We start from the raw sequence: 25,570 nt of genomic DNA, 5'->3' as shown, positions 1-25,570 counted from the left end.
GGTGTGACCCCGATGTGAACTCCACCCGGCATCGTGCCGTGCACGCGGATCGACCGCGCGGTCGCGGCAGGCGATCGCAGGAGAGGACAGGGAAGATGGACGACTTCGACGGACGGGTCGCGCTGGTCACCGGCGCATCCCGCGGACTGGGGCGGCACCTCGCACGCGAGCTGGCGGCCGCCGGATGCAGCGTGGCCGTCACCGCCCGCACGGTGGCGCCGCTCGACGAGCTCGCCGAGGAGATCGCGGCGACCACCGGCCGCCGCGCGATCGCGGTGCCGGGCGACGTCACCGACCCGAGCGATCGCGCGGGCATCGTCGACCGGGTGTCGACGCTCCTCGGCCCGGTCGACGTGCTCGTGAACAACGCCGGCCTCGCCCGCGCGAGCGGGTACGGCGACGCCGATCCCACGCGCATCCTCGACACCAACCTCGTGGCGCCCATGGAGCTCACACGCCTCGTGCTCGGCGGCATGCGCGAGCGCGGCTTCGGGCGCGTGCTCAACGTCGCGTCGCTCGCCGGGCTCGCCGGCCTGCCCTTCCTCGTCGACTACTCGGCGTCGAAGGCCGGGCTGGTCGCGTTCTCGCGGGCGCTGCGCGCCGAGCTCGCCGGCACGGGCGTGTCGAGCACGGTCGTCTCGCCCGGCTTCATCGGCGACGAGGGCATGTACCCCGCCTACGAGACGCCCGTGCCCTGGTACCTCGGCACGAACGCGTCGGCGACGATCGCCCGTCAGGCCGTGAGGGCGCTGCGCCGCGACCGCGCCGAGGTCGTGCTGAACCGCCTGCCGATGCGGCCGCTCGTCGCCGTCGGCGCGGTCTCCGACGGCGCGATGCGCACCATGACGCGCACGCTCGGCGCCGACGACTACCTGCGCGGGCTCGCCGAGAAGCGCCTGCCGATGTCGGATGCGCGCGAGCTGCTGATCTGACCGAGACGTCCCGGGGTCAGGGGTGCTTCCGGGACCGGCGGCGGATGCACGCGACCCGACACGACGCGCAATCGTGAGGCGTGCATCCGCCGTCATCCGCGCCGGTGGCGGCCCGCGAGGCGCAGGGGCGTGCGCCCGGGTCAGCCCTCGGCGGGGGAGTCCGTCGCCTGCGGGGCATCCGTCGCCGGCGCCGCCGCGGCATCGGCCTCGGGCGCCGCGAGCTGCTCGACCGGGAGCTGCTCCGCCCAGCCCAGGTGCGCGTGCAGGAAGGTCGCGACGCGCTCGCGCAGCCCCGCGTCGAGGATGCCGATGGAGTGCTCCTCGCCGGCGACGACCACGAACTCGACCGGCACGCCGGCCTCCTCGAGCGTGCGGGCGAAGCGGTCGGCCTGGGCCAGGGGGATGATCTCGTCGTCGGCGTGCGCGATGAGCACGGGCGGGTCGGACGCGTCGACGTGCGTGGTGGGCGACGCGAGGTCGGCCTGCGGGCACTCGGAGGCGCGCTCGCAACCCAGGTAGTCGGAGACGATGCCGTGCAGCCACGGCGTCGCCTGGTCGGCGCCGAGGGACACCGCGTCCAGGGTGATCGGCCCGCTGAGCTCGACCACGGCCCCGACGCGCGAACCGGTGTCGAGCGGGCCGTCGCCGACCGTGCCGAGCAGCGCCGCGAGGTTGCCGCCCGCCGAGCCGCCGAACGCGCCGACGCGGGCGGGGTCGATGCCGTAGGCGGCGACCTGTTCGGGCTCGCGCAGCCACGAGACCGCGAGCGCGACGTCGTCGATCGCGGCCGGATAGGTCACGTCGGGCACCAGGCGGTAGTTGACGGATGCGGCCACGAAGCCCTGCGACGCGAGCCATTCGCAGACCAGCCGCCAGTCGTCGCTCGCCTTGTCGCCGCGCGCCCAGCTCCCGCCGTGGATGGCGAGCACCGCCGGACGCACCGCCGCGCTGCCGGCGGGGGCGCAGACGTCGAGCGTCAGCAGCGTGCCGTCGGGTCGCGCGCCGTACTCGAGGTCCTCGTCGATCGTGATGCCGGTCGTCGGCGCCGTGAAGGTGCGGATGCCGACGACGGCGTCGCCCGGGAGCTCGCTGACGTCGTTCGGCCCGGCGGGATCGATGGCGCGCAGCCCCAGGTGGAACCCGCTGAGTGCGGCGACCGCGGCGATCGCCGACCCGGCCGCTACCGCGACGAGGAGCGCGCGGAGGCTTCGGCGGCGTCCGGCCGGCCGGCGCCCGTCGGGTGCGGCGCCCCGGCCCGAGCCGCCGTCGGTCGCACGGGTGCTGGGCATCGGGGCTCCGGGGGAATCGGGTGGGGTGATGCTACCCGAGGCGGGCTCCCGCGCCGAATCCCGCCCGCCCGAGGACCCGCCCGGGCGAATCGGAGGACTCGATCGGCGACACGCCGTGCGCGGGGCGCGCGCGACCCCATATCTCCTTCAGTTCGCCCCCGGTGCCGGTGCCGGTGCCGGTGCCGGTGCCGGTGCCGGTGCGGGTGCGGGTGCAGGGCGGGGCGGACGCGGATGCGACGGACGACGCACCATACGCCGCTCCGTGCGCGGATGGCGAGTGGCATCCGCCGTCGGCCTCTCCCGGCACGGCCCGAGTCCCGCGTCGGAGGTTGCCCACACCGTGGTGTAACCGATTCCGCGGGAGGTATGGTGTTGCGATGGCGACGATCTACGAGGTGGCGGCAGCGGCCGGGGTGTCGACGGCGACCGTCTCCCGGTTCTTCAACGGCGCCAAGGTCTCGCCCGACACGGCGCAGCGCGTGCAGGACGCCGCCGATCGGCTGCGGTTCGTTCCCAGCCGCACGGCCCGGCGACTGCGTCGTCAGACCTCGGAGCTCATCGCGCTCGTCATCCCCGACATCGAGAACCCGTTCTTCACCGCACTCGCCCGCGGCGTGGAGGACCACGCGCAGCGCGCGGGCTACTCCATCGTGCTCTGCAACACCGACGACGATCCCGAGAAGGAGACGCGGTACCTCGACATCGCGAACTCGGAGGACATGGCGGGGGTGATCCTCGCGCCGTCGTCGGTCGACGGCGACATCCGGCACCTGACCGATCGCGGTCGACCGGTCGTCGCGGTCGACCGCAGGACCGGGCTCAACATCGACGCGGTCATGGTCGACAATCGCGCCATCGGCGCGGAGATCACCCGTCACCTCTTCGATCGCGGACGTCGACGGGTGGCCTGCATCGCGGGACCCCCCGAGATGGAATGGACTGAGGACCGGGCGCTCGGCTGGCGCGACGTGGTGCTCGCCCGGGGTGGCGACGCCGAGATCCGCGACCTGCTGGTGCACGGCGACTACCGCGTGCAGGGTGGACGCGAGGCGATGCGCGCGCTGCTCGCCCTCGCCGATCCCCCCGACGCGGTGGTGACCACCAACAACTCCATGGGCGTCGGCGCGCTCCAGGCGCTCGCCGAACAGGACGACGCCGGGGCTGCCATCGACGTCGCCGTCATCGGCGAGCTGCCGTATCCGCCCGCGATGGCGGGCGAACTCACGCAGGTGCGGCTTCCCGCCAGGCACCTGGGCACCACCGCGGCCGACATGCTGCTGGACCGCATCGGCGGAGACGACCAGCCCCCGCGCACCGTCGTGCTCCGTGGGGAGCTCCTCCCTACACCCGCCGTCCCCGCCGCCTTGTAACCGATTTACATTGGATTTCCGGTGATCTTGCGCGCCCAGATCGCGATGTAATCGAATACTTGACGAAACCGATTACATGCGCTCTACTGTGTGTACCCGATTCTCAATGGAGAGGAAACCAACCGAAATGAAGCGCACCGAGAGACGCGCTGCCACAGCGCTGACCGCACTCGTCACGGCCTCCCTCGCCCTCACGGGCTGCTCGTCCTCGGGGGCGGGCGGCGACGCGAGCGACGGCGGAACGCTCAACGTCGTGTTCTGGAACTACGGACCGTCGGCGGAGCAGACCAACCAGGCGACCGCCGACGCCTTCGAGGCCGAGCACGACGGCGTCGAGATCACCCTCACCCCGGTCGCGGGTGAGAACTGGGGCAACTACTACGCCAACGTCGCCACCATGATCGCGGGCGGCGAGCGGCCCGACCTCATGGTGATCTCCACGGAGGGCGCGCAGTTCGTGCACGCGAACGACCTCGTGACGCCCATCAACGACTACCTCGAGAACGACCCGGAGGCCGCGGAACTCCGCGACGACATCGCGCCGGGCCTCATCGACGGGTTCACCGTCGACGGCGACATCATCGGCATCCCGCAGTCGTGGAACGACATGGTGGTCTGGTACAACACCGACGTCTTCGCCGAGGCCGGCATCCAGCCGCCGTCCGCCGACTGGACGTGGGACGAGTTCCGGGAGACCGCCGCCGCACTGAGCGCGGACACCGACGGCGACGGGGCGAACGACCGGTACGGCTTCACCTGGGCGAGCAACGAGATCTTCCCCGGCATCATGCCGTGGGTCGCGAACTCGGGCGGCAACCTCACCTCCGACGACGTCTGCGAGGTGACCGTCGACACCCCGGAGGTGACCACGGCGGTCACGTTCCTGAACGACCTCATCGAGGACGGGATCGCTCCCGCCCCGATGCCGATGAGCGACGTGTTCACCAGGTTCCAGAACGGCACGGTCGCCATGTTCGGCGCGGGCCGCTGGCCCAACGGCTCGTTCGGACCCGCCGGCTTCACCGCCGCGGACATCCAGCTCTATCCGACCGGCGACACCTACCGCACGGTCGTGGGCGGCGCCACGTATCCGATCCTGAGCTCGTCGGAGAACCCCGACCTCGCGTGGGAGTTCCAGAAGTTCACGATCAGCGACATGATGCAGGAGCTCTACGTCGGCACGGCCGAGGAACCCGGCAACCAGATCCCGTCGCGCCGGTCCATCGCTGCGCAGATGGGCGAAGGCGGGGTCCCGCCGGCGAACACCGACCTGTTCTACTCGAGCATCGACGACCACGACGCGCTCGTGCCGTACCCCGCACCCGCGAAGTACAGCGAGTTCGAGTCGACCGTGCTGCGCAGCCTGCAGCTGATCTTCGCCGGCGACGTCACCGTCGACGAGGGTCTCGCCACCATGCAGGGCGAGCTCGAGCCCATCGTGACGTGCGAGTGAGATGACGACCGACACCCTCATCCGGGTGGGGGGTGGGACCGACACGGCTCCCGCCCCCGCATCGTCGGAGACACCGCCCCGCCCCCGCAGGCGCCGCAGCGGGCAGGGATGGGCCGCACTGGCCTTCCTCACCCCGTCCCTGCTCGCCTTCCTGCTGTTCGTGCTCGCTCCCGCCCTGGGCGTGGTCGGGCTGAGCTTCTACGACTGGAACCTCCTGAGCGACGGCCGGTTCGTCGGCCTCGACAACTTCCAGCGCCTCGCGAGCGACGAGCGGCTCCTCGCCGTCTACGGATCGACGACCTACATGGCCGTCGCCATCCTCGCCGCCAACGTCGTCATCGGCCTGCTGCTCGCGGTGCTGCTGGAGATGCGGATGCCGCGCTGGCTGCGCGGGTTCTTCCGGCTGTCGTTCCTGTTCCCGTTCGTGGTCTCCTCGACGGCGGTCGCCCTGATCTGGCGCTTCCTGCTCAACAAGGACCTCGGGCTGGTCAACTACTGGCTCGGCGAACTCGGCATCGATCGCATCGACTGGCTCGGCTCCAGCACCTGGGCGCCGGTGTCGATCATCATCGTGTCGTCGTGGAAGACGCTCGGGTTCTCGATCCTCGTCTACATCGCCGGGCTGCAGTCGATCCCGAACGAGATCCGCGAGGCGGCGATCGTCGACGGCGCGAACGCCTGGCAGCGCTTCTTCCGGGTCACGCTGCCGCTGCTCTCGCCCACGGTGTTCTTCCTCGTCGTGATCAACACGATCAACGCGTTCCAGCTGTTCGCCGAGCCCGAGGTGCTCACCGGCGGCGGCCCGGGCGATGCGAGCCGCACGATCGTGCAGTACATCTACGACCTCGCCTTCGGCAGCTTCGACCTCGGCTACGCCTCCACGGTCGGCATCACGCTGCTCGTCATCCTCGTCGTGCTGACGGGGCTCCAGTTCCGCATCTCCCGCCGATGGACGTACTACGAATGAGCACCGTCATCCGCCCCCGCCCCGTCGCCGACCTCGCCCAGCGCATCCTCGCGTTCGCGGTGCTCGGCGTCGCCGCCCTCGCGATCATCGCCCCGTTCCTCTGGATCTTCCGCGGCGCGATCTCGCCCACCGACGCCGAGCTGTACGAGCTGCCGCCGTCGCCCTTCCCGTCCGATCCCACCCTCGAGAACTTCGCGAAGGTATTCCAGCAGGTGCCCTACCTGCGGTTCATCATCAACTCGCTCATCGTGGCCACCTCGATCACGGCGGCGCAGCTGCTCACCTGCTCGACCGCGGCCTACGCGTTCGCACGCATGGAGTTCCGCGGCAAGGGGTTCGCCTTCGCGCTCGTCATCGGATCGCTCATGATCCCGGTGCAGGTGACGATCGTGCCGCTGTTCCTCGTGCTCTCGAAGATCGGCCTGACGAACACCCTGTGGGCGCTCATCCTTCCCGGCGTGTTCAGCGCCTTCGGCATCTTCCTGCTCCGCCAGCACTTCCTGAGCCTGCCGCGCGAGCTCGAGGAGGCGGCGCGCATCGACGGCGCCGGGCATGCGCGCACGTTCTTCCAGGTCATCCTGCCGCTGTCGGGACCAGCGCTGGCGACGCTCGCGATCATCTGCTTCACGTACTGGTGGAACGACCTGCTGCTGCCGCTCGTGATGATCCGCGACACCGAGCTGCAGACGCTCCCGGTGGGGCTCGTGCTGCTCGCCGGAAGGTTCTCGACGGGCTCGCTCGGCATGATCGCCGCCGGCATCGCGCTCGCGGTCGTGCCCGTCCTGATCGTCTTCATCGTCGCGCAGCGATGGATCGTGCAGTCGATCGCGTCGAGCGGACTGAAGCTGTGACCGCCGCGACGCACGAGGTCCGCCTCGGCGGGGCACTGCGCCGGGCCGCCGTGCTCACCTGGTCGGAGCTGCCCGCAGCCTGCCTCGCGGCCGCGATCGTCGCGGCCGCCTGGGTCCCGCTGGTCGTGGCCGTCGCGACCGGTGCCACCGCGCTGGTGCCCGCGACCGTGGCCCTCGCCGCGGTCGGCGCCTCCGCGATGTCGTCCGTGGCCGGCTCGATGGCCCGCGGCGAGCCGCTGCGGGTGCGGATGCTCCGTCGCATCGACCCCGTCTGGGTGGCGGTCGCCACCATCGTCGGCGCGACGATGTTCGGCGTCGCCGTCGCGGGCGGCGCCGCCGGGCAGGTGTTCGCGGCCGTGCTCGGGGCGATCGCCGGACTCGTCCTCCCGCTCGCAGCCGCGTACGGCGGCCTGCGGGAGCGACGCGGGCTCTCCGCGCTGCGCGGCGGGGCCGTGATCGCGCTCGTCCGGCCGTCGGCGGCGCTCTGCGTGCTCGCCGTCGGCGTACTGGCCGCGTTCGCGGTCGTGGCCAGCGCGGGGGTGCTGGTGCTCGTGCTCGCGCCGGTCCACGCGCTCTACACGGCCCTCCTGGCCGCCGACGTCGTGGCGCTCGTCAACGACGAGGCCGACGCATGAGCCCGTCGGCCGGCAGCGCCGGCCCGATCGTCGCGGGTGCCGACTCCCCGCCGGCCGAACCGATGTCGCAGCCCTCACCGACCCCACAGACTGGAGAACCGCGCATGCTGCGCAGCGACCCCCTCGCCCGTCCGGCCGTTCGACCCGACACCGGGTGGTGGCGCACCTCGCGGCGGCGCGTCTTCTACGACGCGCACACGCCCGACTGGACCGACCCCCACCAGCTCGGCAGCGTGGCCGACCGGTCGTTCCCGCTACTGAGCGAGGTCGACCCCGAGGGTGACCTCGAGCTGATGTCGCAGGCCGGCGTCGACTCGGTCGTGCTCTTCGCGAAGTGCCAGTACGGCAACGCGTACTACCCGTCGCGCATCGGCCGGGTGCACGCGGCCCTCAACGGGCGCGACCTGTTCGGCGAGCAGCTCGCCGCGGCGCACGCCCGCGGCATCCGCGTGATCGCCTACTACTCGAACATGTGGGACGTGGCCGCCGCCGGGGAGCACCCCGAATGGGCGCTCGAACCGCTGCCGAGCCGTGGCAGCACCGGGCGCTGGCCCTCTCTCTGCCTGCTGAGCGGGTACCGGCAGCGGGCGCTCGACCAGGTGCGCGAGATCGCCGAGCGCTACCCGATCGACGGGCTGTGGAGCGACATCCTCACCGCGGGCCCCTGCGTCTGCGAGCGCTGTCGCTCCGCGTTCCGTGGGCAGTACGGTCGCGACATGCCCGCCGATCGCGACGACGACGGGTGGCTGGACCTCATCCACTTCTGGCAGGGCGTGCTGGGCGACTACCTCGACGAGCAGCGGGCCGTGCTGAAGGCCGCACGTCCCGAGGCCGCGCTGATCCCGAACTACTACGCCACCACGTTCGTGGACGCGGTCACGGGGCTGACGACCGATCACCTGGCCGCCGCCGACATCGGCTCGAGCGAGGGGTACACCGACTGGCACGGCCTCGGGTTCCCCAGCTACGCCGCCGCGTACATCCGCGCCGGGGTGCAGGAGCGACCCGCCGAGGTGCTGGTCAGCCGGTTCGTGCACACGTGGGACTTCACGCTGCGCTCGACCGCCCAACTCCGGTTCGAGTCGTTCGCGGCGGCAGCCCACGGCGTCGCCGTGTCGGTGGACGACCAGCCGTACGCGACGGGCGCGATCGAGCCCGAGGTGTACCGCCGGCTGGAGCCCGTCTTCGGGCGCATCGCCGAGCGCGAGCCGTGGCTCGGAGGCACGCCCGTGCGCCACGCGGCGCTCTACGCGAGCCAGCGCGCGCGGGAGCTCGAGTCGCTGCTCGGCGCCCCGGAGAACCCGACCAACGGCGAGCAGTCCGCGCAGTTCCCGCAGAGCGAGCCGCGGTCGGCGCCGTCCGACCTCGTCGCAGCCCTCACGGGCACCTACCGCGCGCTCCGGAGCGCGCACCTGCCGGTCGCGTTCCTCGACGAGCGCCCCTCGTCGATCGCCACCCTCGACGAGTACGCGGTGCTGGTGCTGCCCGATGCGCTCTGCCTCGACGATGCCGAGATCGCGGCGGTGCGCGCCTTCGTCGCCGCCGGCGGCGGACTGGTCGTGACGGGACCGGCCGGCGTGCGCGATGCGCGGGGCGTCGAGACGGCGGCCCCGCCCGCGCTGACCGACCTGCTCGGGGTGCGGTTCGACGGCCTGGGCGAATACACGTACCCGTACCTGCGGCCGACCGAGCCGCTCGGGGCGTGGCCCGTGCCGCACTACGGGCGGATGCCCCGGCTGGAGGTGTGCGCCGACGACGTGCGCGTACTGGCCACGCGGGTCGACCCGGTGCTCGAGACCGACGACCGCTCGTTCTGGCACAACAACCAGCCGGCGCCCGGGGCCGACAGTGGCGAGCCCGTCATCGTGGAGCGCGAGTTCGGCGCCGGACGCGTGATCGTGTCGGCCGCGCGCCTGGGCAACAACCTCGCGCGCCTGGGAAACGGCGCCTACGGTCGCCTCCTCGCCGACCTGGTCGAGCGGGCAGCTCCCCGCCCGGTGCCGGTGCTCCCTGCGCCGGGCGCGGCGGGCACCGAGGTGGTGCTCTCCGAGCTGCCGGGTCGACTCGTGGCGCACCTGGTCACGGGGCACCCGGTGGTCTCGCTCGACGTGCACGGCGCACCCCAACCGGCGGCGATCGAGGACGTCGCGTCCATCGCCGGGCTGCGGCTGAGCGCGCCTCCCGGAGCGCGTGCCGCGTCCCGCATCGTCGACGGGGCGGAGGTGCCCCTGGCGATCGTCGACGGCGGAGTCGTCCTCGAGTCCGCAGACGACTGGGAGACCGTGGTGTTCGACCTGGGCGAGCAGGCGTGAGCGGCCGCCGGGCGGACCGCGGGTGAATGGCGGTCGGATGCCGCGGGCGACACGCCGCGCGACGAGACTCCGCACGGCGTGTCGCGCCGGGGCATCCGACCGCCCGCACTCGGGCGCGCTCGCGGCGACCGCGATGCGGCATCCTCCCAGCCGGGGGCGCTAGCATTGCGGCGTCGGTCTGGGACACCGCGCACGTCGCGCGGATGGGTTTGTGAGTCCCGTGGGCCGGAACCCCACCGAGGTGGTGGGGTGCATCACCGTATGTGACGGCCCCGGTCGAGGACAGCCCGGGTTCTGAAGCCGACGCGCGCCCGCTCGGCGGCTTCCGCATGTACACGAGTACAACCCAGGAAGCATCGCCATGCCCAAGAACAAGAAGCCCGCCGGCGGACGACCGGCCCGCAACTTCGACCCCGCGTACGCGAAGACCTCGCGCACGAAGAACGGTCGACCGGATGCCTCGGCCGGCCGCAAGCCCGGCTCGCGCAGCCCGGGCCACCGCGGCTACCGCCCCGAGGAGGCGGCCGAGCCCAAGCAGCGCTGGAGTCGCGAGGAGCGCGAGGCGACCGGTCGGTCGGCGCACCGTTCGAGTGCGTCGCGCGACGAGCGCGCGCAGCGCCGCGACCGTGACGACCGTCCGCGTCGTGACGACCGCGACCGACGCGATGGCGGACGCGGCTACGACCGCGACGACCGCCCCCGTCGCGACGACCGCGACTCGCGTGGCGGCTCGCGTGGCTACGACCGCACGCGCCGCGACGACCGCGACCGCCGCGACGGCGGCCGCCGGTACGACCGTGACGAGCGTCCGCGTCGTGACGACCGCGACCTGCGCAGCGGCGCACGCCGGAGCGACGGCGACGACCGCAGCAGGCGCGTCGCCGGCCGCGGCTACGACCACGACGATGCCCGCCGTCGCGACCGCGATCGGGGCGAGCGTCCCCGCCGGGACCACGACGACCGTCGGGTCGCCGGACGCGGGTACGACCGCGACGACCGCCGTGACCGCGGATACGACCGGGACGTCCGCGCCCCGCGCCGGGACGACCGCGCCCCGCGCCGGGACGACCGCGCCCCGCGCCGGGACGACCGCGCCCCCCGCCGTGACGACCGCGACCAGCGCGGCGGCTCCCGCGGCGCCGACCGCCCGGGCTTCCGCGAGTCCGAGCGCCGCCCGTCGACGTACTTCCCCGCGAAGGACGACCGCGCCGCGTACACGCCCGAGGACGACGTCGTGCTCGAGCGCCTCGAGGCCGAGGCGATCTCGGCGGAGGCCGTCGAGGGCGTGACGTTCGCCGACCTCGGCCTCGGCGGCAACATCGTGCGCGCCCTGGGCGACCTCGGCGCGGAGCATCCGTTCCCCATCCAGGCAGCGACGATCCCGGTCGTGCTGGAGGGCCGCGACGTGCTCGGCCGGGGCCGCACCGGCTCCGGCAAGACGATCGCCTTCGGCGCCCCGACCGTGGAGCGCCTCATGCAGATGTGGGCGAGCTCGGGCAAGACCGGCGAGAAGCGCAAGCTCGGCCGTGCACCGCGCGCCCTGATCCTCGCGCCCACCCGCGAGCTCGCACTGCAGATCGACCGCACCGTGCAGCCGATCGCGCAGAGCGTGGGCCTGTTCACCACGCAGATCTACGGCGGCGTGCCGCAGGGGCGCCAGGTCGGTGCGCTGCAGCGCGGCGTCGACATCGTGATCGGCACCCCGGGTCGCATCGAGGACCTCGTCGAGCAACGCCGCCTCGACCTGAGCGAGGTCGAGATCACCGTGCTCGACGAGGCCGACCACATGTGCGACCTCGGGTTCCTCGAGCCGGTGCAGCGCATCATCCGCCGCACCCGTGCGGGCGGCCAGAAGCTGCTCTTCTCGGCGACCCTCGACACGGGCGTCGCCGCGCTCGTCGGCGAGTTCCTCGTCGACCCCGCGGTGCACGAGGTCGCGGGGGAAACCCAGGCGTCGGGCACCATCGAGCACCGCGTGCTCGTGATCCGCAACGACCAGAAGCGCGACATCGTCGCCCAGCTGGCCCGCCACCGGGGCAAGACGCTCGTCTTCTCGCGCACCCGCGCGTTCGCCGAGGATCTCGTCGAGCATCTCGAGGACCGCGGCGTGTTCGCCGTCGCGCTGCACGGCGACCTCAACCAGGCCCGCCGCACGCGCAACCTGCAGCAGCTCACGAGCGGCAAGGTCGACGTGCTGGTCGCGACCGACGTCGCGGCCCGCGGCATCCACGTCGACGACATCGACCTGGTGATCCAGGCGGATGCCCCGGACGAGTACAAGACCTACCTGCACCGCTCGGGCCGCACCGGCCGTGCCGGCAAGCGTGGAGTCGTGGTCACGCTCATTCCGCGCGGGCGCCACCGTCGCATGACCGAGCTGCTCGGCCGCGCCGAGATCGAGGCGGAGTTCGACGAGTTCGAGCGCGGCGACGAGTTCACGCTCGCCGCCGCCGACGAGGACGCACCGCCCGCCGAGTAGTTCCGGCTCGCGTGCGGCCGGTCTCAGGGGCCGGCCGCGCGCTCCGGCGACTTCGCCGACGCGCGCCCGCGCTCGACACCCAGCGGATCACCGGGCTCGCCCCGCTCGTCGGGGCCGCGCACGCGCGGCAGTCGGCCCCACCGGAGGGCTCACCCGTGAACTGGGGTGTTGCCGCACTCGCGTGCGCAGGACTAACGTGCGGCGTGGGTTCGCTTGTCGCGGGTCCCTGCGGGTGACCGACACGAGTTGCCGATCTGACGCAGTCGACGCACCACACTCCGGGGTCGCCCCGGGTCGCTCGATCGCACTCGTCCAATGGAGGACCGATGTCCCGCCATCGTCCAGCCGGTGCCCCCGCCGCCGTCGCCATCGTCATCTCGACCGTCATCGCGATCGGTCTGATCGCCAGCCCCGCGCTCGGCGCCCCGCCCGAGGGGAAGGGAGGCGGCAAGGGCAAGAACAAGCCCACCCCGACCGCCACGGAGACCACGCCTCCGCCGACGGAGACGACCCCGCCGCCCACCGAGACCACGCCTCCTCCCACCGAGACGACGCCTCCGCCGACGGAGACCACGCCTCCTCCCACCGAGACGACCCCGCCGCCCGACCCCACCGACCCGCCGCCCACACCCGACCCGTCCGCCCTCCCGGCGATCATGGCCGGCGTCGGCGACTCGATCACCGTCGCCTACGACGCCGACGGCAGCGGCTCGTTCCCCCAGTACAGCTGGTCGACCGGATCGTCGTCCACGGTGCAGTCGCACGCGACCCGACTGGTCGCCGCCGGGGCATCCGGGCTGGTGACCTACAACGACGCCGTGGTCGGCGCGCAGGCCGCAGACCTCGCACCGCAGGTGAACGCCGCGATCAGCCAGGGGGCCGACTACCTCACGGTGCAGATCGGTGCGAATGACGCCTGCACCGGCACCGTCGGGGAGATGACGTCGGTCGGCGCGTTCTCGTCGAGCGTCGCCGGTGCCCTCGGAACGTTCGCCGATGCACGTCCCGATGCGGAGATCCTGCTCACGAGCATCCCGAACCTGAAGCGCATGTGGGCGCTCAGCAAGGACAACGGGTGGGCCCGCTTCATCTGGTCCATCGGCGACGTGTGCCAGTCGATGCTCGAGAACCCGACCAGCACGACGACCGCGAGCGAGGAGCGGCGCGATACCGTGCAGGCGCGCGTCGACGCGTTCAACGGCGAGCTCGCAGTGATCTGCGCGGCGCTCGAGAACTGCTCGTTCGATGACTACCGGGTCGCGGACTTCGAGTTCACGTCGTCGCACATCTCGACGTTCGACTACTTCCATCCGAGCGTCGCAGGGCAGGCCAAGCTCGCGGAGATCACCTGGCCGTACTCGCCCTACGCGGGGTAGCCGGCGCCACTTCCCTCCCCCCCGGGTAGGGTGGTCGCTTCTCAGGAACCGGCCCGGCGGCCGCGCACGGATCGTGCGGACCGGGCCGGTACCCGTGCAGTTCCGTCCGGATCACACGACAGTCGCGCACGATCTCGCCGCCGCCCGCCGCCCGCCGAGGGCTCCTGAAAAGCGAGGACCCAGCGGGGCGGGTCAGTCGTCGATGAGGCGCTTGCCGAGGTCGATCGTGTCGTCGACGCGGTAGCCGAGGCGCTCGTAGAAGGCGACCGCCTCGGTGTCGTCGGGGCGGAACGGCCGGATCTCCATCCCCACACCATGGCAGACCCGCCCCGCCCGAACGCGAGAACGGTCACTTCTCAGGAGGTGGCGCGACCACCACGCACGAGATGTGCGCATCCGGCTGCTCGGCGGCCGAATCCGGCCGGAGCACGTTCCCGCTGCGCCGATTCGCGCCACCGCAGGAGGGCGCTTCCTGAAAAGCGACCTCCAACGACGGTCAGCGCCAGCCGAGCGCCGGCGCGACGTGCGTCAGCACCGACTCGAGCACGTGCGCGTTGTAGTCGACGCCGAGCTGGGTCGGCACGGTGAGCAGCAGCGTGTCGGCCGCCGCGATCGCCTCGTCGGCGCGCAGCTGCTCGATCAGCCGGTCGGGCTCGTCGGAGTAGCTGCGCCCGAACACCGCGCGGTAGCCGTCGATCGCGCCGAACTGGTCGCTCGTCTCGCCGCCGCCCACGAAGTAGGCGCGGTCGCGGTCGTCGACGATCGGGAAGATCGACCGGCTCACCGAGACGCGCGGCTCGCGCTCGTGGCCCGCCTCGGTCCATGCAGCCCGGTACTTCTCGATCTGCTTCCGCTGCTGCACGTGCAGCGGCTCGCCCGACTCGTCCTCCTTGAGCGTCGAGCTCATGAGGTGCATGCCGCGCTCGGCGGCCCAGACGGCCGTGGCATCCGACCCGGCGCCCCACCAGATGCGGTCGCGCAGCCCGGGCGACTGCGGCTCGATCGGCAGCGGGCCCGGGTACGGGTTGGCGAACATCGGCCGGGGGTTGGGCTCGGCGAAGCGCGCACCCTCGATGACCTTGAGGAACACCTCGGTCTGCTCGCGCGCCACGTCGGACATCGTCTTGCCCTCGGGCGCCTCGTAGCCGAAGTAGCGGTACCCGTCGATGACCTGCTCGGGCGACCCGCGGCTCACGCCGAGCTGCAGCCGCCCGCCCGAGATGAGGTCGGCCGCGCCGGCGTCCTCGGCCATGTAGAGCGGGTTCTCGTAGCGCATGTCGATCACGCCCGTGCCGATCTCGATGCGGCTCGTGCGCGCGCCGATCGCCGCGAGCAGCGGGAACGGGCTCGCGAGCTGCCGGGCGAAGTGGTGCACGCGGAAGTACGCGCCGTCGGCGCCGAGCTCCTCCGCCGCGACCGCGAGGTCGATCGACTGCAGCAGGGCGTCGCCGCCCGAGCGCGTGGCCGACTGCGGCGAGGGCTGCCAGTGTCCGAACGAGAGGAATCCGATGTGCTTCACACCAGAAGACAAGCACACGACGGATGCTCCGCATTCCCGACCGCCCTTGACCTCCCCGCGACGGCACGGCCAGTGTGGGGGGCATGACGAGCACCGGCGCCACACCCGCAGCCCGCCCCGTGCCGAAGCGCGGCGCCGCCTACTGGATCTGCTTCGCGGTCATCCTGCTCAGCTCGGCGATCAGCACCTGGGGCTCGGTGGACCTGGTGATCGCGGGCGGCCTCGAGGACGCGACCGCGCTCTTCCTCGCGTCGCGCAGCATCGCCATCCTGGTCGTCGCGCTCGTCGTCCCGCTCTTCCCGGCCGACGCGGCGCTGCTCGCGCTCGCGGTCGTCACGGTGATCGTCCAGGGCATCGACACGTTCATCGGCGCCGTGCAGGGCGACGTGCTCATCACCGTGGGCGCCGCCATGCTCTGCCTCCTGAGCATCGTCACGGCCACGTTCCTCGCCCGCACCGACCGTGTGCGCGGCGCCGCCTGAGCGAGCCCCCCGCGGAGGAGCGCAGGGCTACCCGCGCAGTGCCAGCGCGAACGGCAGCACGGCGCCCGCCCCGGCGCGCCGCAGCTCCCGCGCGGCCACGGTCAGGGTCCAGCGGCTGTCGGCGAGGTCGTCGACCAGCAGCACGGGCCCGTCGGGCAGGTCGAGGGCGGATGCCTCGAAGCGCCCCCACACGCCCGCCAGCCGGTACGCGCTGTTGCCGCCGGCATCGCCGGTCGGGCCGCCGTCGACCAGCCCGAGCGCGCCGAGGTAGGGGAGCCGGCCGACCTCGGCCAGGCCGCGCGCGAGCGACTCGACGAGCAGCGGCCGGCGGCGGGCGGGCATCGACACGACCGCGACCGGGCGCTCCGCCCACGGCCAGTCGGCGAGCACGCGCACGACCGCGTCGCGCAGGGCGCCCGACACCGGGGCATCCGCCGCCGACTCGGCGAAGACCTCGCGCAGCGGACCGCCCCAGCCGAGGTCGGTGAGGCGGGCCAGGGCGCGGCCCTCCGCCATGCGCTCGTCGGGCGCGATGCGGCCCTTCACCGGTACGCCCAGGCGGTCGGCGCCGGTCGGCCACTGCGCGCGCGGCTCGATCGGCACGCCCACGCGGTCGAGCGAGGCCGCGGCCGTGTCGGCGGCAGAGTCGTCGATGTCGGTCGGGAACCACGGTGACGTGCAGGTGTCGCACCGCCCGCAGGGCGCCGCGGTGTCGTCGTCGAGCGCGCGTTGCAGGAACTCCATGCGGCAGCCGTCGGTGCGCTCGTAGTCGATCATGTGCTGCTGCTCGGCGCGGCGCTCGGCGGCAATGCGGTCGTACCGGTCGGCGTCGTACACCCACGGCTGCCCGGTCGACACCCAGCCGCCGCGCACGCGCCGCACCGCGCCGTCGACGTCGAGCACCTTCAGCAGCAGCTCGAGCGGCGAGCGGCGGATGTCGACGATCGACTCGAGCGCCGGCGTCGACAGCGGCTCGTCGGGGGAGAGCGCCGCGATGACCCGCGACGCGCGCTCCTCGGTCGGCATCGACGCGGTGGCGAAGTGGTGCCAGATGTCGGGGTCCTCGTGGCCGGGCAGCAGCAGCACGTCGGCGTTGTCGGTCGCGCGGCCGGCGCGGCCCACCTGCTGGTAGTACGCCACCGGCGACGACGGCGCGCCCAGGTGCACGACGAACCCCAGGTCGGGCTTGTCGAAGCCCATGCCGAGCGCCGAGGTCGCGACGAGCGCCTTGACCCGGTTCTCCTTCAGCAGCCGCTCCGACTCCTCGCGCTCGGCCGGGTCCGTCTGCCCCGTGTAGGCGCGCACCTCGTGCCCGGCGTCGCGCAGCATCCGTGCCGTGTCGTTCGCGGCGCTCACCGTGAGGGCGTAGACGATGCCCGAGCCGGGCAGGTCGTCGAGGTGGCTGAGCAGCCAGCCCAGCCGGCCGCGCGCTTCGGGCAGCCGCAGCACCCCGAGGCGCAAGGATGCCCGCGCCAGCGGCCCGCGGATCGTCACGACCTCCACCGAGCGCCCGTCGGCGGCGTGCTCCAGCTGCTCCGCGACATCGGTCACCACCCGGCTGTTCGCGGTCGCCGTGGTCGCGAGCACGGGCACGTCGTCGGGCAGCTGCGCGATGAGCTCGGCGAGACGCCGGTAGTCGGGCCGGAAGTCGTGGCCCCAGTCGCTGATGCAGTGCGCCTCGTCGACGACGAGCATGCCCATGCGGCGCACGAGCACCGGCAGGCGCTCGTCGCGGAACGACGGGTTGTTCAGCCGCTCGGGGGAGACCAGCAGCACGTCGACCTCGTCGCGGTCGAGGGCCGCGAGCACGTCGCCCCATTCGTGCGCGTTGGTCGAGTTGATCGCGACGGCCCGCACCCCCGCCCGTTCGGCGGCGGCGATCTGGTCGCGCATGAGGGCGAGCAGCGGGGAGACCAGCACCGTGGGACCTGCGCCCTGGCGACGGCGCAGCAGGGTCGCCACGAAGTACACGGCCGACTTGCCCCACCCCGTGCGCTGCACGACGAGCGCGCGCCGGCGGTCGTCGACCAGGGTCGAGATCGCCTCGAACTGGCCGTCGTGGAAGTCGGCGTCGTCGCGCCCGACGAGGGTGCGCAGGATGTCGCGGGCGGCGTCGCGGGTCGTGGTGGCGGTCGTCACCCCTCCACCCTCTCGCACCCGGCCGACACGCGCGCCCGCGGCCGGGCGAATCAGCGCAGCACGGGCGTCAGGTCGGGCACGGTCCAGGCGCCCGCGAAGTACTCCGGACGCGGCTGGTACAGGCGCACGATGAAGTTCCACCCCTCGGGCGTCGGGATCGCGTTCGGCAGGTCGCGCACCGCGTCGTCGGGCACGAAGTGCACCGTGATCGCGCCGTCGTCGTCGGGCACGCCGGTGACGCTGTTCACCGTGTACCGGCCGCTCGCGTTCGGCTCGAAGAACCCCTTCGCGTCGTACACCGAGATCGACCAGAACGCGTCGACCGGCACGTCGGCCATGCGCAGGGCGAACGTGCCGGTGCCCTCATCGGGCGTGACGCCGACGTACGACGCCTCCGTCGACGGCAGCCCGCCCCATCCGGCCGCGGTGCCGATGAGGTGCCGCACGGGGTCGACCTCGTCGGGGCGGCCGAACGTGCGCTCGAACCCGCCGATGCCGGCCGCGAGCTGCAGCAGCGCGTTCCGCGTCGCATCGAGCGACGCGGTGTCGAAGTCCGGGTCGGGGAAGGGCGCGTCGGATGCCGCCTCGAGCGCGACCCCGTCCTGCAGCGCCGCGACCGCGGCGACGTCGTCGGGGTCGTTCGGGTCGACCAGGATCCGCAGCGCGACGAAGCAGTGCGGCGAGCCGGCGACCTCGGCGTCGATGTGGTGCGAACCCGCGCCGTGGAACACGACCGGGATGTAGTGCCCCTCGTTCACGACCATCGCCGAGACGTAGCGACCGCCCGCGTCGGGGAGCGTCAGCGTCGCACCGGCCGAGACGTCGACGATCGCGAAGCTGTAGAGCGTGTCGCGATTCATCCGGATCACGGTCTGCTGGTCGATCGGCGCGGGCTCCCGATGGTGCAGCAGCCGGTTGACGCCACCGGCGTCGCGCTGCAGGTCGTGGAACATGCGCGCGGTCTCGGCGACCGCGAAGTTGTCGACGTTGACATGGGTGCCCATCGCGTCTCCCCCCTCGGAGCGTGGATGCCCCTCACGGTACTCCCGGGCGGAGTGGCTGTCAGTGGGCCGTTGGGCCCCTCGCGGGCAGGCGACAGGGCGGCCAGGCGGCAGGTGGCAGGCGTCAGGCGTCGCCGCGGTCGTCGCCGGCACGTTCCCGCTCGCGCTCGCGCCGCGCGATGTCCTCGGCCAGCTCGTCGTCGATGAGCAGGTCGCGCCGCACGTGGTCGGTGCGGTAGGCGGCGCGGCCGAGCATGTGGGCCGTCATCGGCTGGGTCAGCAGCTGGAACGTGAGGATCAGCACGATCGTCGTGAGCACGCCCCAGCTCGGCACCTCGAGCAGGATCGCCGTGAGCACCGCGACGAGGCCGAGCACCTGCGGCTTCGTGCCGGCGTGCAGCCGCGAGAGCACGTCGGGGAACCGCACGATGCCGACGCCCGCAGCGAGGGAGAGGAAGGCGCCGAGCACGATCAGCGCGCCGACGATGGCATCGCGCACCGAGAAGTCCTCGGGCAGCAGCGGCATCGCCTCGGCGGGCAGGAGCAGGGCGGCGAATGCGGCGGATGCGGCGGTCACGAGTCGTCCTCCTTCGCCATGAACCGCGCGATGGCGATCGACCCGAGCACGGCGAACATCGCCAGCACGAGCAGCACCACGAGCGTGTCGGTGTGGCGGTTCACGGCCATCTCGGCGCCGAGCGCGCACATCGAGATCGCCAGCAGCACGTCGGCGGCGAGGGCACGGTCGAGGATCGACGGCCCGCGGATGATCCGCCACACCGCGCAGATCGCGCCGATGCCGAACATGACGGCGGCGAGGACGATCACCGCCAGGGTCAGGATGCTCATCGGTCCTCCTCCCCCGGGTCCGGGTGGTGCTCGCCGTCGCGCCGGGCGAGGTCCGACCGCGACACCGCGTCGCTCGACAGCCCGGTGAGCCCGTCGGGCGCGCCGCCGTGGGCGCCGCCGCCCCGCTGCATCCGCCTCGCCCGTCGCTCCGCACGCACCGACTCGGCCTCCTCGTGCGTGCCGACGGCGAGCACGATGCGCTCCTCGGTGCCGAGCACGTGGCGGCGGGTGCGCTCGACGTCGACCTCGGTGCGGGTGCCGAGCGCATGCAGGTAGAGCACGGCCCGTTCCCGGTCGACGTCGACGACGACGGTGCCCGGCACGACCGTGATGGCCTCCGCGGTGAGCGTCATCACCAGGTCGGAGTGCGTGTGCAGCTGCACCGCGATGATCGCGTTCACGGGCCGGTAGCGCGGGTTCACCGCCGCGAAGGCGACCTCGATCGACGCGGTGACGACGTCGACGATCATGCGCAGGCCGAGCAGCAGCCCGCGCCACGGGTTGAACCGGCCCGACAGCAGCACGGGCGGCAGGTAGAGCACGCGGGTCACGAGCACGGCCAGCACGACGCCGGTCACGACCGACATGACCGTCACCTCGTCCCAGAGGAACAGCCACAGGGCGATCAGCAGCACCAGCAGCGGCAGCTGGCGCCAGAGCGAGCGCCAGGGCGAGATGTCGCGCGAGGGGCTCATCGGATGCCCCCGGGGAAGACCAGGTTCACGTAGATCGATGGGTCGAGCAGGTTCGCGGCGGCGCGGCCGGTGAGCTCGAACAGGGGGCCGGCGAGCACCGTGAGCAGCAGCGTCACGAGCACGAGGCCGACGGTCGCGGCGAGCATCAGGGTCGGCGCGGTGCGCGTCTCGGTGACGGTCGCCCCCTCGGGCGCCTCCTGCATCGACTCGACGAGGAACGACTCGTAGCCCTCGAGCTCGTCGCGCCCGCGCCAGAACCCGAGGTTCCAGAACCGGGAGAGCGCGTACAGCGTCAGCAGGGAGGTGAGCGCCCCGGCGCCGATCACGGTCCAGATGAGCCAGGGCGCCGGCCCGGATGCATCCGCCGCCAGCTCCCCGCCCGCGAGGAACAGGCCGACCTTGCCGATGAAGCCGGAGAACGGCGGGATGCCGCCGAGGTTCAGCGCAGGGATGAAGAACAGGATCGCCACGAACGGCGATGCCGCGAGCAGGCCGGCGAGCCGGCTGACCGAGGTCGCCCCGCCGACCCGCTCGATGAGCCCGGTCGTGAGGAACAGCGCGGTCTGCACCGTGATGTGGTGCACCACGTAGTAGATGGTCGCGGCGATGCCGAGCTCGGTCGCGAGGCCGATGCCCATGAGCATGTAGCCGATGTGGGAGACGAGCGTGAACGACAGCAGCCGCTTGATGTCGGCCTGGGCGAGTGCGCCGAGGATGCCGACGAGCATCGTCAGCCCGCCGAGCACGAGGTACATCGTCGTCAGGTCGTTCTCGGCGAAGATCGTCATCTCCGAGCGGATGAGCGCGTAGACGCCGACCTTCGTGAGCAGGCCAGCGAACACGGCGGTGACCGGTGCGGGCGCGGTCGGGTACGAGTCGGGCAGCCAGAACGAGAGCGGGAAGACCGCGGCCTTGATGCCGAACGCGATGATCAGCGCGAGGTGCAGCAGCAGCTGGATGTCCTGCGGCAGGTCGGCGATGCGCACCGACAGCTGGGCGAGGTTCGCGGTGCCGGTCGCGCCGTAGATCAGCGCGATCGCGCTGAGGAAGAACAGCGACGAGACGAGGCTCACCACGATGTAGGTCACGCCCGCGCGGATGCGCTCGCCGGTGCCGCCCAGCGTCAGCAGCACGTAGCTCGCCGACAGCAGGATCTCGAAGCCCACGTAGAGGTTGAACAGGTCGCCCGCGATGAACGCGTTGCAGATGCCCGCCGCGAGGATCAGGTACGTCGGGTAGAAGATCGAGACCGGCGTCTCGCGGTGCCGGTCGGCGACGCCCTGCCCGACGGAGTAGACGAGCACGCCGAGCAGCATGAGCGCCGAGATGATGAGCATGATCGCCGAGAGCCGGTCGACGACGAGGGTGATGCCGAAGGGCGCGTCCCAGTCGCCGATGTACACGACGAGTCCGCGGGTGCGGTCGACCGCCACCAGCAGCACGGTCGCGATGATCGCGACGGCGGCGAGCACGGAGACGCTCAGCCAGAGCTGCAGTCGCCGGCGCCGGCCGAGCACGAGGGTCGCGGCCGCGCCGAGCAGCGGCAGCAGCACGACGAGGGGCACGAGGGCGGTCATCGGTCGTCACCTCCCCGGTCGGAGCGGCGGCCGGAGGGCGAGCGGTCGGATGCCCGGGCGCGACGCTCCTCGAACTCCTCGTCGCTCTCGTCGAGGATCCGCATGATCGCGGTGTCGTCGAGCAGTGAGCTGCGCGCCACGTCGGCGGCGCCCTCGCTCGAGGCGACCTCGTCCTGCTCGTCGTCGACCAGGTCGCCGCGGTCGCCGAGCTGCGCCAGCCACCACGACCGGTAGATGAGGGCGAGCATGAACGCCGTGATGCCGAGGTTGATGACGATCGCGGTGAGCATGAACACCTGCGGCAGCGGGTCGCTGATCGCCTCGGGGTCGACGCCGTCGTCGAGCACCGGCGCGAGGCCCGGTGCGCCGCTCATCAGGTACATCAGCAGGTTCACGGCGTTGCCGACGAGGAGGAACCCGATGAGCACGCGCGTGAGGCTGCGCTCGAGCATCACGTAGATGCCGGCGCCGAACATGACGGCGACGAGCACGACGAGGGTGAGGGATGCGGTCATCGGCCGTCCTCCCCGCGGGTGGCGGGTGCGCCCATCGGGGCACCCTCCTCGTCGTCGATCGTGGTGGTCGAGCCCACGGCGACGGGGCCCGTCTCCGGCTCGGTGGGCCCGGCGGCGGAGTCCATGCCCTCCTCGCGATGGCGGTCGACCTCCGCGCCGAGCGAGCGCAGGATGTCGAGCACGAGCGCCACCACCACGAGGTAGACGCCGATGTCGAACAACGTCGAGGTGCCGAAGGAGATCTCGCCGAGCACGGGCACGTGCCACTCGAACCAGGTCGACTCGAACACGGTCGAGCCGAACAGCAGGGGCGCGGTCGCCGTGCCGGCCGCGAGCAGCAGGCCGAATCCGAGCAGCTTGCCCGCGTCGACCGGCACGGCCTCGCCGAGCTCGTAGCGGCCCGCGGCGAGGTAGCGCGCGACGAGCGCGAGGCCCGCGAGCAGCCCGCCGGCGAAGCCGCCGCCGGGGGCGTTGTGGCCCGCGAACAGCAGGTACACCGACACGACGATCGCCGGGTGGAAGAGCAGCCGCACGAGCACCTCGATGAGGATCGAGCGGTTGCCCGGTGCGAGCGTGCGCCCGGCCAGCAGCCAGGCCTGGCGGTTCGTCGGCCGGCCGTCGGGGTCGGGCTCCGCATGCTCGGGCTCGACGACGGGCCGCACGCGCTCGCGACGGCCCGCCGACGAGTCCAGCCGGGGCGCGGCGCCCGTGCGCCCGGTGACGAAGATGAGGCTCGCGACGCCGGTGGCGACCGCGACGAGCACCGAGATCTCGCCGAGGGTGTCCCACGCGCGGATGTCGACGAGCATGACGTTCACGATGTTCTTCCCGTGCGCCTCGAGGGCGAGCTCGGGCAGGCCGCCCGAGATCGACGGCTCGATGCGCGCGCCGAGCGCGATGAGGCCGACCGCCCCCATGGTCGCGCCCGCGAGCACCCCGATGATCGCGCGGAAGCGTCGCCGCACGGGCGGGTTGTGCTGCGCGATCTGCTTCGGCAGCCGGCGCAGCACGAGCACGAACGCCACCAGGGTGAGCGACTCGACGAGCGCCTGGGTGAGCGCGAGGTCGGGCGCCCCCGACATGCCGAAGAGCATCACGAGGCCGTACCCGGTGACGCCGACGAGCAGGATCGCGGTCACCCGGTGGCTCGCGACCGCGGCGGCGATCGCGGCGACCGCCATCACGCCCGCGATGAACGGCTGGGCGGGGAAGTCCCAGGCGCGCCACTGGTCGGGCCACGAGCCGTTCAGCAGCATCCCGGTGCCGAGGCCGAGCACGAGCACCATGACGATGACGCCGACGTACCCGGGCAGCCCGCGGCGCTGGATGAACAGGGTGACGCCCGCCGCGAAGCGATCGGTGCCGCGCACGATCGACAGGTACTCGCGCGACGCGTCGAACCATTCGGGGGTCGCGGCCTGGAACCGCGCGACGGGGCGTCGCAGCCAGACCAGCAGGGCGCCGACGCCGAACACCAGCGCCGAGATCGCCAGCGGCGGCCCGAAGCCGTGCCAGATCGCGAGGTGGTACTCCTGCGGCCCGGGCAGCTCGTCGGCGTACCCCGTGAGCAGCGGCTCGATCCACCCGATCGCGAACGCGGCGACCACGCTCGCGGTCGCCAGCACGACGGGGGAGGCGACGATGCCCGCGCCCTCCGCGTGCAGGGGCGTGTCGGGCTTCCCGGGTCGGCGCCAGAACGCGCCCCAGAAGAACCGCACCGTGTAGGCGACCGTGAGGATCGAGCCGACGAGCACCCCGACGAGCGCGAGCCACGCCCACGCCTCGCCCGCGGCGGCGCCCTCGAGGAACGCCTCGAACACCCCCTCCTTCGCGACGAACCCGACGAGCGGCGGCACGCCGGCCATGGACGCGGCCGCGAGCCCGGCGAACGTCGCGAGCACGGGCATCCGCCTGCCCACGCCCGACAGCTCGCGCCAGTCGCGGGTTCCGGCCGCGTGGTCGACGATGCCCACGACGAGGAACAGCGTCGACTTGAACAGCGCGTGCGCGAGCAGCAGCGCGACCCCCGCCAGCGCCGCGTCGCGCGTGCCGAAGCCGACGACCACGATCATGAAGCCGAGCTGGCTGACCGTGCCGTACGCGAGCAGCAGCTTCAGGTCGTACTGCCGCAGCGCGCGCCAGCCGCCGACCAGCATGGTGAGCACGCCGATGCCGACGACGAGCGGATGCCACACCGACAGGTCGGCGTACGCGGGCGCCAGGCGCGCCACGAGGTAGACGCCCGCCTTCACCATGGCCGCCGCGTGCAGGTAGGCGCTCACCGGCGTCGGCGCCGCCATCGCGGCGGGGAGCCAGAAGTGGAACGGCACCAGCGCGCTCTTCGAGATCGCGCCGACCAGCACCAGCGCGACGCCCCATTCGGCGGCGGCGCCGGTGACGGGGGTCTCGACGAGCGTCGCGAGCGACGTGGTCTCGCCCGCGACGGCGAGCAGCACCAGGCCGACGAGCATGACCAGCCCGCCGAACGTCGTGACCGTGAGCGCCTGCAGCGCCGCCCCGCGGCTCTCGCGGCGGCCCGTGTAGTGGCCGATCAGGAGGTACGAGAGCACGCTCGTCGCCTCCCAGAAGATGAACAGGGCGAAGACGTCGTCGGCGGTCACGAGGCCGAACATGACGCCGGCGAACAGCAGCAGGAGCGCGGCGAACCGCCCGAGCGACGGCTCGTCGTCGCGGAAGTACCAGGTGCAGTAGAGCAGCACGATTGCGCCCACGCCGGTCACCACGAGCGCGAGCAGCATCGAGAGCGCGTCGAGCCGGAAGCCGAGCTCGATGCCGAGCTGCGGGATCCACCGCAGCTGCTCGACCTCGGCAGCGCCCTCGCCGACCACCGTGGGCAGGAGCGTGCAGAGCCAGGCGAAGACGGCGGCGGGCAGGATCGCGATGATGGGGAAGACGCGACGGCCGAGGAGGCGGGTGGCGAACGGCGTCAGCAGCGACACGAGCGCGAAGAGCCCGAGGCTGACGAGCATCTGGCCTCCCCCCGGTCGCGGGCATCCAGCCTACCGGGCGGGCTCGGAGCGGGGTCGGTGCATTCGGCCAGCCGCATGCGCTACGGCCCGTCGGGGTCGCGACGGCCCGTGCGGCCTCGCGTGCCCGTGCGATCTCGAC

Annotated in this window: 20 protein-coding genes; 10 read left to right on the top strand and 10 right to left on the bottom strand. The window is 72.6% G+C overall.

Annotated features, from left to right (window positions below; translation table 11 throughout):
- The first annotated feature begins 95 nt into the window (after positions 1-95).
- Positions 96-932 (top strand): SDR family NAD(P)-dependent oxidoreductase, encoded by an 837-nt coding sequence (locus tag ABZK10_RS03430; protein WP_353807789.1) that lies wholly within the window; start codon positions 96-98, stop codon positions 930-932.
- A gap of 140 nt (positions 933-1,072) precedes the next feature.
- On the opposite strand, the gene ABZK10_RS03425 is transcribed toward ABZK10_RS03430, so the two are convergent.
- Entirely contained in the window at positions 1,073-2,221 is a 1,149-nt protein-coding gene (locus ABZK10_RS03425; RefSeq protein WP_353807788.1) for an alpha/beta hydrolase, read from the bottom strand.
- 377 nt (positions 2,222-2,598) lie between these two features.
- Between ABZK10_RS03425 and ABZK10_RS03420 the strand changes: the two genes are divergently transcribed.
- The 8 genes from ABZK10_RS03420 (at position 2,599) to ABZK10_RS03385 (ending at position 13,664) form a co-directional block, all read left to right on the top strand.
- A complete protein-coding gene (locus ABZK10_RS03420; RefSeq protein WP_353807787.1) occupies positions 2,599-3,591 on the top strand; it encodes a LacI family DNA-binding transcriptional regulator in 993 nt (330 codons plus the stop codon).
- A 127-nt stretch (positions 3,592-3,718) separates the two neighbouring features.
- Positions 3,719-5,044, top strand: a complete 1,326-nt coding sequence (locus tag ABZK10_RS03415; RefSeq protein WP_353807786.1) for an ABC transporter substrate-binding protein — start codon at positions 3,719-3,721, stop codon at positions 5,042-5,044.
- A 1-nt stretch (position 5,045) separates the two neighbouring features.
- Positions 5,046-6,011: a carbohydrate ABC transporter permease gene (locus ABZK10_RS03410; protein ID WP_353807785.1), complete on the top strand. Its 966-nt coding sequence runs from the start codon at positions 5,046-5,048 to the stop codon at positions 6,009-6,011.
- On the top strand, positions 6,008-6,862 hold the full coding sequence (locus ABZK10_RS03405; RefSeq protein ID WP_353807784.1) for a carbohydrate ABC transporter permease: 855 nt from the start codon (positions 6,008-6,010) through the stop codon (positions 6,860-6,862). The genes ABZK10_RS03410 and ABZK10_RS03405 overlap by 4 nt, the downstream gene beginning before the upstream one ends.
- Positions 6,859-7,497, top strand: a complete 639-nt coding sequence (locus tag ABZK10_RS03400) for a hypothetical protein (protein ID WP_353807783.1) — start codon at positions 6,859-6,861, stop codon at positions 7,495-7,497. Before ABZK10_RS03405 ends, ABZK10_RS03400 begins: the two co-directional genes overlap by 4 nt.
- 104 nt (positions 7,498-7,601) lie before the next feature.
- Complete coding sequence (locus ABZK10_RS03395) at positions 7,602-9,809, top strand: beta-galactosidase trimerization domain-containing protein (RefSeq protein WP_353807782.1); 2,208 nt, start codon at positions 7,602-7,604, stop codon at positions 9,807-9,809.
- 361 nt (positions 9,810-10,170) lie between these two features.
- The gene (locus tag ABZK10_RS03390) at positions 10,171-12,288 is read left to right on the top strand and encodes a DEAD/DEAH box helicase (RefSeq protein WP_353807781.1); all 2,118 of its coding nucleotides are present in this window, start codon (positions 10,171-10,173) and stop codon (positions 12,286-12,288) included.
- Between the two features lie 326 nt (positions 12,289-12,614).
- Positions 12,615-13,664 (top strand): GDSL-type esterase/lipase family protein, encoded by a 1,050-nt coding sequence (locus ABZK10_RS03385; RefSeq protein ID WP_353807780.1) that lies wholly within the window; start codon positions 12,615-12,617, stop codon positions 13,662-13,664.
- 496 nt (positions 13,665-14,160) lie between these two features.
- On the opposite strand, the gene ABZK10_RS03380 is transcribed toward ABZK10_RS03385, so the two are convergent.
- On the bottom strand, positions 14,161-15,183 hold the full coding sequence (locus ABZK10_RS03380) for an LLM class flavin-dependent oxidoreductase (RefSeq protein WP_353807779.1): 1,023 nt from the start codon (positions 15,181-15,183) through the stop codon (positions 14,161-14,163).
- Positions 15,184-15,266: 83 nt separating this feature from the next.
- On the opposite strand from ABZK10_RS03380, the gene ABZK10_RS03375 reads away from it, so the two are divergent.
- A complete protein-coding gene (locus ABZK10_RS03375) occupies positions 15,267-15,665 on the top strand; it encodes a hypothetical protein (RefSeq protein WP_353807778.1) in 399 nt (132 codons plus the stop codon).
- A gap of 27 nt (positions 15,666-15,692) precedes the next feature.
- Here the strand turns inward: ABZK10_RS03375 and ABZK10_RS03370 are convergent, their stop codons facing one another.
- The 8 genes from ABZK10_RS03370 to ABZK10_RS03335 form a co-directional block, all read right to left on the bottom strand.
- Positions 15,693-17,804 carry a RecQ family ATP-dependent DNA helicase gene (locus ABZK10_RS03370; protein WP_353807777.1) on the bottom strand — a complete coding sequence of 704 codons (2,112 nt, stop codon included), beginning with the start codon at positions 17,802-17,804 and terminating at the stop codon, positions 15,693-15,695.
- A 50-nt stretch (positions 17,805-17,854) separates the two neighbouring features.
- Positions 17,855-18,808: a DUF1214 domain-containing protein gene (locus tag ABZK10_RS03365; RefSeq protein ID WP_353807776.1), complete on the bottom strand. Its 954-nt coding sequence runs from the start codon at positions 18,806-18,808 to the stop codon at positions 17,855-17,857.
- Between the two features lie 121 nt (positions 18,809-18,929).
- Entirely contained in the window at positions 18,930-19,382 is a 453-nt protein-coding gene (gene mnhG, locus ABZK10_RS03360; protein ID WP_353807775.1) for a monovalent cation/H(+) antiporter subunit G, read from the bottom strand.
- Entirely contained in the window at positions 19,379-19,654 is a 276-nt protein-coding gene (locus ABZK10_RS03355; RefSeq protein ID WP_353807774.1) for an MrpF/PhaF family protein, read from the bottom strand. Before ABZK10_RS03355 ends, mnhG begins: the two co-directional genes overlap by 4 nt.
- Entirely contained in the window at positions 19,651-20,349 is a 699-nt protein-coding gene (locus tag ABZK10_RS03350; RefSeq protein WP_353807773.1) for a Na+/H+ antiporter subunit E, read from the bottom strand. The genes ABZK10_RS03355 and ABZK10_RS03350 overlap by 4 nt, the downstream gene beginning before the upstream one ends.
- Positions 20,346-21,926 carry a Na+/H+ antiporter subunit D gene (locus ABZK10_RS03345; RefSeq protein WP_353807772.1) on the bottom strand — a complete coding sequence of 527 codons (1,581 nt, stop codon included), beginning with the start codon at positions 21,924-21,926 and terminating at the stop codon, positions 20,346-20,348. Before ABZK10_RS03345 ends, ABZK10_RS03350 begins: the two co-directional genes overlap by 4 nt.
- Positions 21,923-22,441, bottom strand: a complete 519-nt coding sequence (locus ABZK10_RS03340) for a sodium:proton antiporter (protein ID WP_353807771.1) — start codon at positions 22,439-22,441, stop codon at positions 21,923-21,925. Before ABZK10_RS03340 ends, ABZK10_RS03345 begins: the two co-directional genes overlap by 4 nt.
- The gene (locus ABZK10_RS03335; RefSeq protein WP_353807770.1) at positions 22,438-25,431 is read right to left on the bottom strand and encodes a Na+/H+ antiporter subunit A; all 2,994 of its coding nucleotides are present in this window, start codon (positions 25,429-25,431) and stop codon (positions 22,438-22,440) included. Before ABZK10_RS03335 ends, ABZK10_RS03340 begins: the two co-directional genes overlap by 4 nt.
- Between the last annotated feature and the right edge of the window lie 139 nt (positions 25,432-25,570).

It is taken from the genome of Agromyces sp. SYSU T00194 (genome assembly GCF_040496035.1).
GTDB lineage: Bacteria > Actinomycetota > Actinomycetes > Actinomycetales > Microbacteriaceae > Agromyces > Agromyces chitinivorans.
This window is presented reverse-complemented; position numbering and strand designations above follow the sequence as displayed.